This is a genomic window from Microbacterium deminutum (assembly GCF_039530205.1).
Taxonomy (GTDB): domain Bacteria; phylum Actinomycetota; class Actinomycetes; order Actinomycetales; family Microbacteriaceae; genus Microbacterium; species Microbacterium deminutum.
In genome coordinates, this window is record NZ_BAAAOG010000003.1 from 263,485 (window position 1) to 277,062 (window position 13,578).

Below are 13,578 nucleotides of genomic sequence, written 5' to 3' on the forward strand. Positions count from 1 at the left end.
GCGCCGCGCAGGCCTGGTCACCATGGACGGACGATCTCGGCCGTCCAACCACGAGCCTTGAACATCGGGACCACGCCTGCGAGCGCCAGCGACGACTTGCCCGACCCGGACGCGCCCGTCAGAGCGAGGAAACGACGGCGTGCGAGACGATCGACCACCGCCTCGATCTCGGCATCCCGCCCGAAGAACTCGTCGGCATCGTCAGGGCCGTACCCACTCAGGCCTCGATATGGACAGTCGTCGCCGACTCGCGATTCGTGCCGAGCCGGCGCCAGCGCGGGATCGTGACGCATGATGGCAGTTTCGAGGTCGATCAGCCGTTCACCGGGCTGGATGCCGAGATCGTCGTCGAGCATGTGCCGGGCTGATCGCAGTGACGACAGTGCTTCGGCCTGCCGCCCGGACTGATAGTGGGCCGGCGCCAGCAGGCACCATCGCTCCTCGCGCTGCGGGCTGTCGCGCACCAAGCGCTCGGCCTCGGCGATCGCCGCGCGATGCTCGCCGCTGGCGAGTCTTGCCGCCAGAAGCTCCTCTTCGGTCGCTTCGCGCACCGCGTCCAGGCGTCCGATCTCGGCGCGTGCAGGCTCCCAGTCCGCGAGTTCCGCGTAGGGCGCGTCGACGGGTCCGAGCACGTGCAGGGCCACATGCGGATTGTGTGACACGACAGCCGTGCGCGTCAATTACTCGGACCGTCGTGCATACCGTGCGTATATCGCGTGGTCGTGTGCGCATACCGGATGCCGGGACGCACGTCGCATCGACCCGGCACGTCACACGGACAGGGCCGCTCCGCACGAGCGGATAGAGTGTCTGTGATCGCGCCCCCACCGGCGTGCGGCGCATCCACTCCCGTTTCAAGGCGCTCCGCGCACCCGCACCGAAGGTCACCCACTCCGTGTCGAACATCGCGTCGAAGCCCGTCGTGCTCATCGCCGAAGAACTCTCACCCGCCACGATCGATGCACTGGGCCCGGACTTCGACGTCCGTGTCGTCGACGGCACTGATCGTCCTGCGCTGCTCGAGGCGCTCCAGGACGCGCATGCCGTCCTGATCCGCTCGGCGACGAAGATCGACGCCGAGGCCATCGAGGCGGCGCCGGTCCTCAAGGTCGTCGCTCGCGCGGGCGTCGGGCTCGACAACGTCGACATCAAGACGGCGACCACCGCGGGTGTCATGGTGGTGAACGCCCCGACGTCCAACATCATCTCGGCGGCCGAGCTCACCGTCGGCCACATCCTGAGTCTCGCCCGTCATATCCCGCTCGCCCACGCCTCGCTGGCCGCGGGCGCGTGGAAGCGCAGCTCGTACACCGGCACCGAGCTGTTCGAGAAGACGGTCGGCATCATCGGCCTCGGCCGCATCGGCGCGCTGATCGCAGCGCGACTGCAGGCTTTCGACATGCGCGTCGTCGCGTACGACCCCTACGTCACGAGCGCACGGGCCCAGCAGCTCGGCGTGCATCTGCTCTCGCTCGACGAGCTGCTCGAGCAGAGCGACTTCATCACCATCCACATGCCGAAGACGCCCGAGACCACGGGCATGATCGGCGCCGAGGAGTTCGCGAGGATGAAGCCGACGAGCTACGTCGTCAACGTCGCACGCGGCGGGCTCATCGACGAGGAAGCGCTGTACACCGCCCTGACGACCGGCGAGATCGCCGGCGCGGGGCTCGACGTCTTCACGAGCGAGCCGCCGGCCGAAGGCGGCCCGGCCGCGCGCCTGATCGACCTGCCGAACGTCGTCGTCACGCCGCACCTGGGCGCCTCGACCGACGAGGCACAGGAGAAGGCCGGAGTCTCCGTCGCCCGCTCGGTGCGCCTCGCGCTGGGCGGCGAGCTCGTTCCCGACGCCGTGAACGTCGCCGGCGGGGTCATCGACCCTTACGTGCGGCCCGGCATCCCGCTCGTCGAGAAGCTCGGCCAGATCTTCGCCGCGCTCGCGCATTCGCCGCTCACGAGCCTGGATGTCGAGGTGCACGGCGAACTGAGCTCGTACGACGTGAGCGTGCTCAAGCTCGCCGCTCTCAAGGGGCTGTTCACGAACATCGTAAGCGAGACGGTCTCATACGTGAACGCGCCTCTGCTCGCAGACCAGCGCGGAGTCGTCGTCCGTCTGATCGTGGACGACGTGAGCGATGAGTATCGCAACGTCATCACCCTGCGCGGTGCGCTCAGCGACGGCTCGCAGCTCTCGGTCTCCGGGACGCTCACCGGCACGAAGCAGATCGAGAAGCTGGTCGGCATCAATGACTATGCGATCGAGCTGCCGATCGAGCAGCACCACATCGTGATGATCTACACCGACCGTCCGGGGATTGTCGCCATCTACGGTCAGAAGTTCGGCGAGGCCGGCATCAACATCGCGGGCATGCAGATCGCCCGTCGAACGGCCGGGGGCCAGGCGCTGTCGGTGCTGACGGTCGACTCGCCGGTCGCGGACGACCTGCTCGACGAGGTGAGCGCCGAGATCAAGGCAGACCTCTTCCGTCAGATCGAGATCACCGAGTCCTGAGCGGGGACCATCCGGCAGGCCGCTCCGTCGCCCCGCTACGCTGGCAGGGACAGAAGGAGAGCGATGTCGCGTGTGGTGAAGCTCGCCGTGATCCCGGGTGACGGAATCGGGCCCGAGGTGATCGCCGAGGCGGAGAAGGTGCTGGATGCCGCGACCGCGGGCAGCGGCATCCGCCTCGAGAAGACGCGCTTCGCGCTGGGAGCCGGTCGCTTCCTCGAGACGGGCGACACGCTGACGGATGCCGACCTCGACGCCATCAAAGACCACGATGCGGTCCTGCTCGGCGCCGTAGGGGGAGTGCCGGGAGATCCGCGCCTCAAGGATGCCAACATCGAGCGCGGGCTGCTGCTGAAGCTGCGGTTCGAGCTCGACCACTACGTGAACCTGCGTCCTTCGAAGCTGTTCGAGGGCGCCCCGGGACCCCTCGCCGAGCCGGGGGACATCGACTTCGTCGTGGTGCGGGAGGGCACCGAGGGACCATACGTCGGCAACGGCGGATCGATCCGCCGGGGCACGCCGCAAGAGGTCGCGAACGAGACCTCGGTGAACACCGCGTTCGGCGTCGAGCGCGTTGTGCGCTACGCGTTCGACCTCGCCGAGCGGCGCCGCAGAAAGCTCACCCTGGTCCACAAGACGAACGTGCTCGTGAACGCCGGTGGCCTGTGGCAACGGATCGTGAACGAGGTGGCCGCGGAGCATCCCGAGGTCGCCGTAGACTACCTGCACGTCGACGCGGCCACCATCTTCCTGGTCACGAACCCGAGCCGATTCGACGTGATCGTCACCGACAACCTCTTCGGCGACATCCTGACCGACCTGGCCGGCGCCGTCACCGGTGGCATCGGCCTCGCCGCATCGGGCAACATCAACCCGGACGGCGCGTTCCCCTCGATGTTCGAGCCCGTTCACGGCTCGGCGCCCGACATCGCGGGACAGCAGAAGGCCGACCCCACGGCCGCGATCCTGTCCGTCGCCCTGCTGCTCGACCATCTCGGGCTGCGGGACGAATCCGACGCCGTCACCCGCGCGGTCGAAGCGGACATCGCCGACCGGGGTGCGGCATCCCGCCCCACCGCGCAGATCGGCGACGCGATCGTCGCACGCCTCCGGGCGTAACCTGGAACCCGGCAGCGCCCACCGAACCGCAGCGGCGTCGCCCGCCCACTCAGTCAGGATGTGACATGACCCTCATCGACATCGAGACCGGACTTCCTTCCCTCGAGTTCGCCGTCACCAGGAATCTGGCGGCCAAGTCGCCGGCGCAGCGCGAAGAGCTTCTACGCGACCCGGTCTTCGGGACCGCGTTCACTGACCACATGGTCGACATCTGCTGGTCGGTCGGCGGCGGATGGCACCGCCCGCGCGTCCAGCCGTACGGGCCGATCTCGCTCGACCCGGCAGCCGCGGTCCTGCACTACGGCCAGGAGATCTTCGAAGGCATCAAGGCCTACCGTCACGAGGACGGCTCGATCCACACGTTCCGGCCGCGGCAGAACGGGCTGCGTCTGCAGCGGAGCGCGCGCCGGCTCGCACTGCCTGAGCTGCCCGTCGACTACTTCATCCAGTCGCTGAAGGCACTCATCGCCGTCGATGGCGACTGGGTGCCATCGTCGGCGGACCAGAGCCTGTACCTTCGGCCGTTCATGTTCGCCAAGGAGGCGTTCCTGGGCGTACGGCCGGCGAACAAGGTCAACTACTACGTCATCGCGAGCCCCGTCGGGCCGTACTTCAAGGGCGGCGCGAAGCCGGTCTCGATCTGGCTCAGCGAAGAGTACGCGCGCGCGGGCAAGGGCGGCACCGGCGCGGCGAAGACCGGCGGCAACTACGCGGCGAGCCTGCTGCCGCAGGCGCAGGCCTACGAGGAGGGCTGCGACCAGGTCGTGTTCCTCGACCAGGACGGCAACGTCGAGGAGCTCGGCGGCATGAACATCGTGTTCGTCTACAAGGACGGCACGGTCGTGACCCCGCAGTCCGACTCGATCCTCGAGGGCATCACGCGCGACTCGCTCCTGCAGCTCGCGGTAGACCGCGGACACAAGGTGGTCGGGGGCAACGTGTCGCTCACGGAGTGGCGCGAGGGCGTGGCATCCGGCGACATCGTCGAGGTGTTCGCGTGCGGGACGGCGGCTGTGGTGGCTCCGATCGGTGTCCTGAAGGGCAAGAGCTTCTTCGACGAGCAGCCCATCGGCCCGCTCGCCCTTTCGCTGCGCGAAGAGCTGACCGACATCCAGTACGGTCGCCGCGAAGACAGGCACAACTGGCTGGTGCGCCTCGACGCCTGATGTCCTTTCCCGGTCGTTGAGCGACACTGCGACTCGCTTCCCTCGCTCAGTGCGAGCCTCCGCGAGACGAAACGCGCGAACCCCGGTCGTTGAGTGAGCGAAGCGAGACGAAACGCGTCGGAGCTGCTCGGTAGGCTGAGCCGGTGAGGATCGCGCGCTTCAGCCACAACGACGCCATCAAGTTCGGGATCGTCGACGGCGGTGAACTCGTGGTGCTCGACGGCGACCCGATGTTCAGCGGCTACGACACGACGGGCGAGCGCGTGCCGCTGTCGGACATCGCACTGCTCGCGCCCGTCATCCCGCGCTCGAAGATCGTGTGCGTCGGTCGAAACTATCGCGAGCACGCGGCTGAGCTCGGCAACGAGGTCCCTGTCGAGCCGATGCTCTTCTTCAAGCCCAACACCTCGGTCATCGGACCCGGCGACACCATCGTGCGGCCGACCCAGTCGACGTTCACGAGCTTCGAAGGCGAGTTGGCGGCCGTCATCGGGCGAATCGCGAGGAACGTGCCGGCAGAGTCCGCGCTCGACTACGTCTTCGGCTACACCATCGCCAACGACGTGACTGCGCGCGACCTGCAGAAGACCGACGGGCAGTGGGCGCGCGCCAAGGGATTCGACACGTTCTGCCCGCTCGGGCCGGCCATCGAGACCGAGTTCAGGTTCGATGACGCGCGGATCCTCACGCGCCTGAACGGAGAGGTCGCCCAGGACGGCCCCGTCAGCGACATGATCCACTCGGTCGCCGACATCATCGCCTACGCCTCGGCGGCGTTCACGCTCCTTCCCGGAGACGTGATCCTCACCGGAACACCGGCAGGCGTCGGCCCGTTCGTCGCGGGCGACGTCATCGAGGTCGAGATCACCGGACTCGGCATCCTTCGCAACGGCGCCCGCGACGCCTGACGAGCACGACGATGGCTGAATCGACGGATGCCGCGAACTTTGCGCCGCAGGCGATCGCGGTCGTGCAGCGGCGCACCGTGTGGGTGCTGTCGATCGGGCAGGTCCTCGGCGGACTCGCGTTCGGCGCCAGCATCTCGCTCGGTGCCGTGCTGGCGGCCGAGATCTCGGGCGACGAGGCGTTCTCGGGGCTCGCCACCGCGGCGATCACACTCGGCACCGCCGCGTTCGCAGTGCCGCTCGCGGCCTTCGCGCGTCGCCGCGGACGCCGGCCGGCGCTGGCGAGCGGCATGGTGGGCGCGCTCTTCGGGGTGCTGCTCGTCGTTGTCGCCGCCGGCATCCATTCCTTCCCGCTGCTGCTCGTGGCGTTCGGACTCATCGGAGCCGCGCAGGCCGCGAACCTCCAGACGCGGTTCGCCGCGGCCGACCTCGCCACCGACGCGACTCGCGGCCGCGACCTGTCGCTCGTTGTCTGGGCGACCACGATCGGAGCGGTCCTCGGCCCGAATCTGACCGGCCCCGGTGAAGCCCTCGGACAGCGGTTCGGGATGCCGCACCTCACCGGCCCGTACCTGTTCACCATCGCCGCGCAGCTGCTGGCGATCGCGCTGTACCTCATCTGGCTGCGCCCCGACCCGCTGAAGCTGGCGCAGCGGGTGATCACGCATGCGACCAGTCCGGATGCGCCGCGGATCGCCAAGCCCGATCGGCCCACCATCGCCCGTTATGCGATCTTTGCGGTCGCCGCCGCCCACGGCGTGATGGTGTCGATCATGGCCATGACGCCGGTTCATCTGCTGCATCATGGCGCATCGCTCACGGTGATCGGGCTGACGATCAGCCTGCACGTCGCGGGGATGTTCGCGCTCTCGCCGGTGTTCGGCATCCTCGCGGACCGGCTCGGTCGCGTCCCGACCATCCTGCTCGGGCAGGTGCTGCTCGCGGCCGCGCTCGTCACGGCGTCGTTCGGCCAGGAGTCCACGGTGTTCGTCACGGTCGCCCTGGTGCTGCTCGGACTGGGCTGGAGCGCCACGACGGTGGCGGGGTCGACTCTGCTCACAGAGGCCTCATCCGAGGCACAGCGCACGCGACGTCAGGGTCTCAGCGACCTCACGATGAGCCTCGTCGCAGCCTTCGGCGCGATCCTCGCGGGCGTGATCCTCTCGTGGATCGGCTACGGCGGGCTGGCGCTGCTCGTCGGTGTCGCGGTGATCGCCACCGTGGCCCTGTCGCCGATCACGCGGATCGCGGCGAGCCGGGAGCCCGCCCCCGACAGGGCAGGCTCAGCGGACTGACGGCGAGCGTGTCATCGGCCGAGGGCCGAGACGGCATCATCCACGTCGACCGCGTCGTTGAACACGTGGAACGCGACCCGCGCGCGTCCGGCTCTGCCCGAGGCGACGATCCCGGCAGCGGTGAGCCGGGTGAGATCCTGCCCGTCGGGGTCGCTCCAGGTCACGATCGCACTGTCGCGCGGCGGTCCTTCGAGGTGCATCCGTCGCCGGAACTCGCGCGCGAGCCCGACAGCATGGTCGTGCAGGGCGCTCGGGTCGAGCGATGCGAAGAGCTCCAGAGCCGGCTCCGCGCCGACGAAGGCCTGCCAGGCGGGCGAGACGTCGAAGCGTCGAGCGTTCGTGGCCAGGTCCACCTCGTGGCCGTAGCACGACATCCACGGATCCTCGCCGGCATGCCACCCCGCGAACACGGGCGACATCTCGCCGGCGAGTCGCTCGGAGACCGAGAGGAACGACACCCCGCGTGGTGCGCACAGCCACTTGTACGCATGGCAGATCAGCGCGTCGAAGTCGGATGCCGAGACCGGGAGCCAGCCGACAGCCTGGGTCGCATCGCACAGCGTGAGGGCGCCGGTGCGGCGCGCGGCGGCGGCGATGGCCGCGGCGTCCGCCACCTCACCGGTCGCGGACTGCACCAGAGAGAAGGCGACGAGGGCCGTGTCGGGCCCGATGTGCTGGGGGAGCTCGGCCAGGGGTGCGGTCCGCACTCGCAGTGCCCGTCCCGAGTGGACGAAGGGCAGCACAATCGACGAGAAGTCGCCCGCCGCGATGAGCACCTCGGCGCCGTCGGGGAGGGCGGATGCCACGAGCCCTGCGGCCACGGATGCCTGCGACCCGATCGCGACCCGGGTCGGGTCGACCTCCACGAGCGATGCGAAGTGCCTGCGGGTCCGCTCCACGACGGCCGTGTAGACGGCGGGATCAGCCCGGCCCGCTGCTGCGGCATCCAGATCGGCGATCACTGCGGCCCGGGTCGTATGCGTCGGCAGACCGACGGTGCAGGCCGCCAGGTATCCGCGACCGCCGGCGAACTGCGCTCGCGCGGCTTCGAGGGTGGGGCTGGCAACCAGGGTGGGCATGCATCCATCGTCGACCAATCAGATACCTCGCGTCTACGACAGGTATCGCATGCAATACATGCCGTGCGCTTATGCTCTTGGCATGACCGATCTGCTCGACGACGACCTCGACTTCGACGTGCAGGCACTGCGCGTCGTGAAGGCGATCGCCGACGAAGGCTCGATCACCGCGGCAGCCGCTTTCCTCGGGTACAGCCAGCCCGCGGTCAGCCAGCAGCTCAAGCGCCTGGAACAGCGGCTCGGTGTCGCGCTCGTCGAGCGCGTGGGCCGGACGGTGCGGCTCACCGAGGCCGGACGCATTCTGGCGCGGCACGCCCCCGCCGTGACGACCGCGCTGGATGCCGCGGCGGGCGAGCTGGCCGAGCTGCGGGGACTGCGCGCGGGGCGGGTGCGGCTCGTGGGATTTCCGTCGGCCTCGCCCACCGTCATCCCGCGACTGCTCGCGGATGTCGCGAGCCATCACGCCGGGATCGCTGTGACCTATCTGGAGGCCGAGCCGCCCGAGGCGGTCGAGGCGGTGCGCGAGGATCGGGCGGACATCGCCCTGACGTTCAGCTATCCGGGCGATCGCGACGACCCGCACGGCTCGAGCGCCCGCGGCCTGTCCGTGCGAGCCGTCGGCAGCGACGACCTGCTCGTGGTACTGCCGGTCGGGCATCCGGCCGCCACGTCAACGGGCATCGACGTATCGGTGCTGGCGGGCGAGCGCTGGATCGCCGGATGCCCGCGGTGCCGGGGGCACCTTCTCGAGCTGTGCGCACGTGCCGGGTTCGAACCGCACATCGCGTTCGAGACCGACAACTTCGTCGCCGTCGAGGGTCTCGTGGCGCAGGGGATCGGGGTCGCGACGCTGCCGCGGATGGCGGTGGCGTCCTTTCCGCAGCTGCCCGGAGTCGTGACGCTGCCCCTGCCGCCTGCCGAGGCGCGGACGATCCACGTCGTGACGGCGCACGGCGCCGACCGGGTGCCCGCGATCCGAGCGACGCTGGCTGCGATCGCGCGACTGGTCGGCTCCTGAGCGCCGCGGGAAATGGCGCGACCCTGAGGGCGCGGCATCCCGCACCTAGACTGGACGGCGATGCCTTCTTCGCCTGATCCCCGAACCACGACCGCCACCGGAGCGGACGTGCGCGTGCGCTTCTGCCCGAGCCCCACGGGGCTGCCGCACGTGGGGCTGATCCGCACGGTGCTCTTCAACTGGGCCTATGCGCGTCACAACGGCGGCAAGCTCGTGTTCCGGATCGAGGACACCGACGCCGCGCGTGACAGCGAGGAGAGCTACCTCCAGCTTCTCGACGCGCTGCGCTGGCTCGAGATCGACTGGGATGAAGGCGTCGAGGTCGGCGGGCCGCACGAACCCTATCGGCAGTCGCAGCGTCACGACATCTATCGCGAGGTGCTCGACAAGCTCATCGACAGCGGCGCGGTGTACGAGAGCTACTCCACCGCCGAGGAGATCGACGCCCGCAACGAGGCGAACGGCCGGGCGAAGCAGCTCGGCTACGACAACTTCGATCGCGATCTCACCGTCGAGCAGAAGACCGCGTTCCGCGCCGAAGGCCGGGAGCCGGCCTGGCGCCTGCGCGTTCCCGACGAGGACCTGACGTACGTCGACCTGATCCGCGGCGAAGTGACCTTCCCCGGCGGGTCGTTCCCCGACTTCGTAATCGTGCGCGCGGGCGGTGTGCCGCTGTACCCCTTCGTCAATCCCGTCGACGACGCGGTGATGGGGATCACCCACGTCATCCGGGGTGAGGACCTCATGCCCTCGACGGCGCGTCAGCTCGCGCTCTACAGCGCACTCGTCGAGGCCGGGGTGACCACGTTCATCCCGCGATTCGCGCACATGCCGCTCGTCCTCGGCGAGACGGGCAACAAGAAGCTCTCCAAGCGCGACCCGAAGGCCGACCTCTTCCTGCAGCGCGAGAAGGGCTTCATCCATGAAGGACTGCTGAACTACCTCTCACTGCTCGGCTGGTCGATCGGTCCCGACCGCGACGTCTTCTCGCTGGACGAGCTGATCGCCGCCTTCGACATCGCCGACGTGAACCCGAACCCGGCGCGCTTCGACCAGAGGAAGGCCGAGTCGATCAACGGCGACCACATCCGGATGCTGGAGCCCGCCGACTTCGCCGCGCGCATCGTCTACTACCTCCACGTCGCCGGTCTCGTCGACGAGACGCCGACACCCGAGCAGCAGGCCGTGATCGAGGCATCCGCCCCCCTCGTACAGGAGCGGGTGCAGGTGCTCGGCGATGTCCCGGACATGCTGGGGTTCCTGTTCCGCGACGAGGTCGCCTACCACGAGGATGCGCTCGCGTCGCTGCCGGCCAACACCAGCGAGGTGCTCGTCGCCTCCGTCGCCGCGCTCGCGCTCGTGCCCGACACCGAGTTCACTGCCGCGGCCGTCCAGGACGCGCTCTCTCGCGCGCTGATCGAAGGACTCGAGCTCAAGCCTCGCGTCGCCTACACTCCGCTGCGGGTGGCCCTGAGCGGTCGCCGCGTCTCGCCACCGCTTTTCGAGTCCATGGAGCTGCTCGGCAAGGCCGAGTCGCTCCGCCGTCTGGGGGCCCTCGTCGAGCATCCGCACTGACGCGCTCGGTTTGATCAGGGGCCCGCCGTCGTCTAGACTTGTTCTTCGGCACAGCTCCGGCTGCACGCCTTGGGGTATGGTGTAATTGGCAACACGGAGGTTTCTGGTACCTTTGTTCTTGGTTCGAGTCCAGGTACCCCAGCATCGTGGAAACCCCCGCTCAGCGGGGGTTTTTCGTTTGTCCCCCGGCAAGAGGCGCGATCAGCGGACGGCGTCCGCTCGCGCATCCCGACCGCGATAATGGGGCCATGGATGCTCAGCCGCTGACGCCGGAGCCGTCCCGCGAACTGAAGGATCTGCGCAGGCGCGCGTACGGTCCGGATGCCGACATCCAGCGTGACCCGGAAGCGCTGGACCGGCTGCACGAGCTCGAGGCCCAGGTGCGCCTGGGCGACCTCGGCGATCGCGCGTCACACCTGATCGAGCCCACCCCGGAGGCTGCCGGAGATGCCGACACATCCGGCGCGAGAGAGTCTGTCGCCGAGCCCGAGACGGCCGGTTCGCGTCCGGGGTGGCGGCGTGTGGCGCTCTGGGCATCGGTTGCGGCCGTCGGCGTTATCGGGGTCGGGATGGGAGTGGCGCTGGCCGCATCGATGGCGCCGCACCCCGACGCCACCCTCGCCCCGACCGACCACGTGCAGATCGACCTCGAGGACACCTGGCTGCTCAGCATCTCGCAGTGGCTGACGACGGAGGCGCGGCCGGTGCAGCACGAGCCGTTCCACAAGCTGCAGGTGCTCTCCGCGACCTCCAAGGACGGCGCATCGTGCCTCGTCGTCACGTGGGCGAACCATTGGTCGGACTTCAGCTGCACGCCGCAGGGCCTCACCCCGGTCGTCGACTTCGTGTCGTACCTGGGTGGACCGCAGCCTCTGGATGAGCAGCTCCGCGTCGGCACCGTCATCCGGTTCGAATTGGACGGCGATGTCGTCGACGTGACGATGCGTGTGCCCAGCCCGGGATGACTTCTCGGTGCGCGACGATAATAGGGGCATGGACGCTCCGTCGCTGACGCCAGAGCGAGCCGGTGAGCCGGACTCATGATCGCGTCCCCGGGGGGATCGCGCGAACTCGCCGCGCTCCGACAGCGTGCGTACGGCCCGGATGCCGACATCCAGGACGACCCTCAGGCGCTGCAGCGGCTCAACGAACTCGAGGAGCTCGCCCGTCAGCCCGCCGTGCTTCCGACCCTGGCGGATGCGGACCCGAAGGACGCTTCTCCCTCGGATGCGGCATCCACATCTGTTCCACGCGTGGAGACGGGTGTGTCGTCCGGCGCCGCGGACGCGCCGTCCGCCGAGCCACTCGCCGGGTCCCGTGCCGTGGGCGAACGCTCCGGTGTCGGTGGGGGGCCTGCAACGCCGGCGGGACGACGACCGTGGTGGCGCAGCGGGCCGGTCTGGGCGGTTGCGGCGGTGAGCCTGGTGCTCGGTCTCGTCCTCGGATCAGCGGTGATGTGGCTCGCATCGCCCCCGGTCGACGCGCCCGACCAGACGCTCGCGCTGGTCGGCGACAGCACCGATCGCTCTGCGAGCTGGATCGGGAGCCTGTCGTCGTGGGGTGTGGACCCGAGCTCGGTCAGCAAGTACGAGTCGTTCGACACGCTCGACGTCTGGGTGGGCGAGACGCCGCAGCAGGCACGATGCCTGCTGCTCTCGCACATGGGCCGGATCTTCACGTCGTCGTGTGCGGCGAGGGGCCTCGAGCCGCTGCTCGATCTGACCGTCTCCGAAGGTCTTCCGGTGCATTGGGAGCGTCCGATGCCGGCGGGGACCGTCATCCGATTCATCGCGCGCACCGATCGGGTGGACGTCTGGGTGCGACACTCCCCGGACAGCTCGAGCAACGCCGTGCCCTGATCCGGGCGTTGGCCGTGGTCACACCGTCTCGGCGAGTGCCTCCCCGCCGAGAGCCGCGTAGGCGGGCTCGTCGTCGCTGTGCGCGAGCAGCATGAGCGCCACGGCGGCGCTCCATGCGCGAGCCCGCAGCCACGTCGCGTCGTCGTATCGCCCGGCGGTCGCCGCGATGAACCGCCGCCGCCCTTCCCCATCGAACGCGAGCCAGGCGACGGCCAGATCGTACGCCGGATCGCCTGCAGTGACGTCGCCGAAGTCGATGATCCCGGCGAGCCGGGGTCCCTGCGCCACGAGGTTGGCGGGGTGCAGGTCGCCGTGGATCCAGACCGGTGGGCCTGTCCAGGGCGCCGCCGCGAGTCCTTTCGCCCAGACGGACACCGCCGCATCCGAATCCTCCTCGCTCAGCGTGGCGTCCGCCTTCAGATGCGCGAGGCGCTGTGCGACCGCGTCCGAACGGGCCGCCAGCGGCACCCCGCGGAACGGATTCGGCGGATAGTCGTCGGGGGCTGCGGCGTGGAGCGCACCGAGGGCCGCGGCGAGCGGTTCGGCCCACGCGGAGCGTTCCGCGCGGGGGATGTCGATGCCGCGGCTTCCCTCGATCCACGCCACGACCGACCACGGCCACCGGAATCCCGCGGCGGGGGCACCGCAGATGACCGGCGCGGGAACCCGGATGCCGGTCGGCTCGACCCGTGCCGCGATCGCCGGAAGCACCTGCTGCTCGTTGATCACGAGCGTCGCCGCCGCCGAGCGACGGGGGAGCCTCGCCGCCCATGCATCGCCGATCCGCCAGACCGAGCAGTCCCAGCCGTCCGCCTCATGCGCGACGGGCAGCGCGGCTGAGTAGATCCCGCCCGCCTGCTCCGCCAGCAGCATCCGCACGAGACCCTCGTCGATCGTGACCTCGGCTCTCGGCTTGTCAGGCATGAGTTTCTCCTATGTCAAGTCTTAGGCCGCGAGGGGGAGGCTCGCGGGGATCTGGCTCGGTTGCTGGTCGGCGGTGAGGGCGTTGAAGACCGTGCGGGCGAGGCGGCGTTTCAGGCAGCGTAGGGCTTC

12 protein-coding genes and 1 tRNA gene are annotated in these 13,578 nt (G+C 69.4%); 10 read left to right on the forward strand and 3 right to left on the reverse strand.

The features are described 5' to 3' along the window. Positions 1-17: 17 nt before the first annotated feature. On the reverse strand, positions 18-644 hold the full coding sequence (locus ABD212_RS11490; RefSeq protein WP_344094695.1) for an AfsR/SARP family transcriptional regulator: 627 nt from the start codon (positions 642-644) through the stop codon (positions 18-20). A gap of 251 nt (positions 645-895) precedes the next feature. Here ABD212_RS11490 and serA point away from each other — a divergent pair, with 251 nt between their 5' ends. The 5 genes from serA to ABD212_RS11515 all read left to right on the forward strand — a co-directional run bounded on the left by serA (position 896) and on the right by ABD212_RS11515 (position 6,994). Next, positions 896-2,512, forward strand: coding sequence for a phosphoglycerate dehydrogenase (gene serA / locus ABD212_RS11495; RefSeq protein ID WP_344094697.1), 1,617 nt, complete (start codon positions 896-898; stop codon positions 2,510-2,512). Positions 2,513-2,575: 63 nt separating this feature from the next. After that, entirely contained in the window at positions 2,576-3,628 is a 1,053-nt protein-coding gene (locus ABD212_RS11500) for a 3-isopropylmalate dehydrogenase (protein ID WP_344094699.1), read from the forward strand. A gap of 65 nt (positions 3,629-3,693) precedes the next feature. After that, a complete protein-coding gene (locus ABD212_RS11505) occupies positions 3,694-4,794 on the forward strand; it encodes a branched-chain amino acid aminotransferase (RefSeq protein WP_344094701.1) in 1,101 nt (366 codons plus the stop codon). A gap of 143 nt (positions 4,795-4,937) precedes the next feature. Then, the gene (locus tag ABD212_RS11510) at positions 4,938-5,702 is read left to right on the forward strand and encodes a fumarylacetoacetate hydrolase family protein (protein ID WP_344094703.1); all 765 of its coding nucleotides are present in this window, start codon (positions 4,938-4,940) and stop codon (positions 5,700-5,702) included. An 11-nt stretch (positions 5,703-5,713) separates the two neighbouring features. Beyond that, positions 5,714-6,994 carry an MFS transporter gene (locus ABD212_RS11515; RefSeq protein ID WP_344094705.1) on the forward strand — a complete coding sequence of 427 codons (1,281 nt, stop codon included), beginning with the start codon at positions 5,714-5,716 and terminating at the stop codon, positions 6,992-6,994. 11 nt (positions 6,995-7,005) lie between these two features. Here ABD212_RS11515 and ABD212_RS11520 read toward each other — a convergent pair whose 3' ends face one another. Beyond that, positions 7,006-8,073, reverse strand: coding sequence for an aminotransferase class V-fold PLP-dependent enzyme (locus ABD212_RS11520; RefSeq protein ID WP_344094707.1), 1,068 nt, complete (start codon positions 8,071-8,073; stop codon positions 7,006-7,008). Between the two features lie 82 nt (positions 8,074-8,155). On the opposite strand from ABD212_RS11520, the gene ABD212_RS11525 reads away from it, so the two are divergent. The 5 genes from ABD212_RS11525 (at position 8,156) to ABD212_RS11545 (ending at position 12,525) form a co-directional block, all read left to right on the forward strand. After that, a complete protein-coding gene (locus tag ABD212_RS11525) occupies positions 8,156-9,091 on the forward strand; it encodes a LysR family transcriptional regulator (protein WP_344094709.1) in 936 nt (311 codons plus the stop codon). Positions 9,092-9,151: 60 nt separating this feature from the next. Next, positions 9,152-10,666: a glutamate--tRNA ligase gene (gene gltX / locus ABD212_RS11530; RefSeq protein WP_344094711.1), complete on the forward strand. Its 1,515-nt coding sequence runs from the start codon at positions 9,152-9,154 to the stop codon at positions 10,664-10,666. A 70-nt stretch (positions 10,667-10,736) separates the two neighbouring features. Then, a tRNA-Gln gene (locus ABD212_RS11535) sits at positions 10,737-10,808 on the forward strand. A 106-nt stretch (positions 10,809-10,914) separates the two neighbouring features. Further along, complete coding sequence (locus tag ABD212_RS11540) at positions 10,915-11,631, forward strand: hypothetical protein (RefSeq protein WP_344094713.1); 717 nt, start codon at positions 10,915-10,917, stop codon at positions 11,629-11,631. A gap of 75 nt (positions 11,632-11,706) precedes the next feature. Beyond that, entirely contained in the window at positions 11,707-12,525 is an 819-nt protein-coding gene (locus tag ABD212_RS11545; RefSeq protein WP_344094715.1) for a hypothetical protein, read from the forward strand. An 18-nt stretch (positions 12,526-12,543) separates the two neighbouring features. Here ABD212_RS11545 and ABD212_RS11550 read toward each other — a convergent pair whose 3' ends face one another. Next, a complete protein-coding gene (locus ABD212_RS11550; RefSeq protein WP_344094717.1) occupies positions 12,544-13,449 on the reverse strand; it encodes a phosphotransferase in 906 nt (301 codons plus the stop codon). Positions 13,450-13,578 lie beyond the last annotated feature (129 nt).

What these genes read in the sequence shown, in the direction of transcription:
- ABD212_RS11540 (WP_344094713.1), top strand. Translation starts at nt 10,915, where the DNA reads ATGGATGCTCAGCCGCTGACGCCGGAGCCGTCCCGCGAACTGAAGGAT.
- ABD212_RS11500 (WP_344094699.1), top strand. Translation starts at nt 2,576, where the DNA reads ATGTCGCGTGTGGTGAAGCTCGCCGTGATCCCGGGTGACGGAATCGGG.
- gltX (WP_344094711.1), top strand. Translation starts at nt 9,152, where the DNA reads ATGCCTTCTTCGCCTGATCCCCGAACCACGACCGCCACCGGAGCGGAC.
- ABD212_RS11550 (WP_344094717.1), bottom strand. Translation starts at nt 13,449, where the DNA reads ATGCCTGACAAGCCGAGAGCCGAGGTCACGATCGACGAGGGTCTCGTG.
- ABD212_RS11525 (WP_344094709.1), top strand. Translation starts at nt 8,156, where the DNA reads ATGACCGATCTGCTCGACGACGACCTCGACTTCGACGTGCAGGCACTG.
- ABD212_RS11520 (WP_344094707.1), bottom strand. Translation starts at nt 8,073, where the DNA reads ATGCCCACCCTGGTTGCCAGCCCCACCCTCGAAGCCGCGCGAGCGCAG.
- ABD212_RS11505 (WP_344094701.1), top strand. Translation starts at nt 3,694, where the DNA reads ATGACCCTCATCGACATCGAGACCGGACTTCCTTCCCTCGAGTTCGCC.
- ABD212_RS11515 (WP_344094705.1), top strand. Translation starts at nt 5,714, where the DNA reads ATGGCTGAATCGACGGATGCCGCGAACTTTGCGCCGCAGGCGATCGCG.
- ABD212_RS11545 (WP_344094715.1), top strand. Translation starts at nt 11,707, where the DNA reads ATGATCGCGTCCCCGGGGGGATCGCGCGAACTCGCCGCGCTCCGACAG.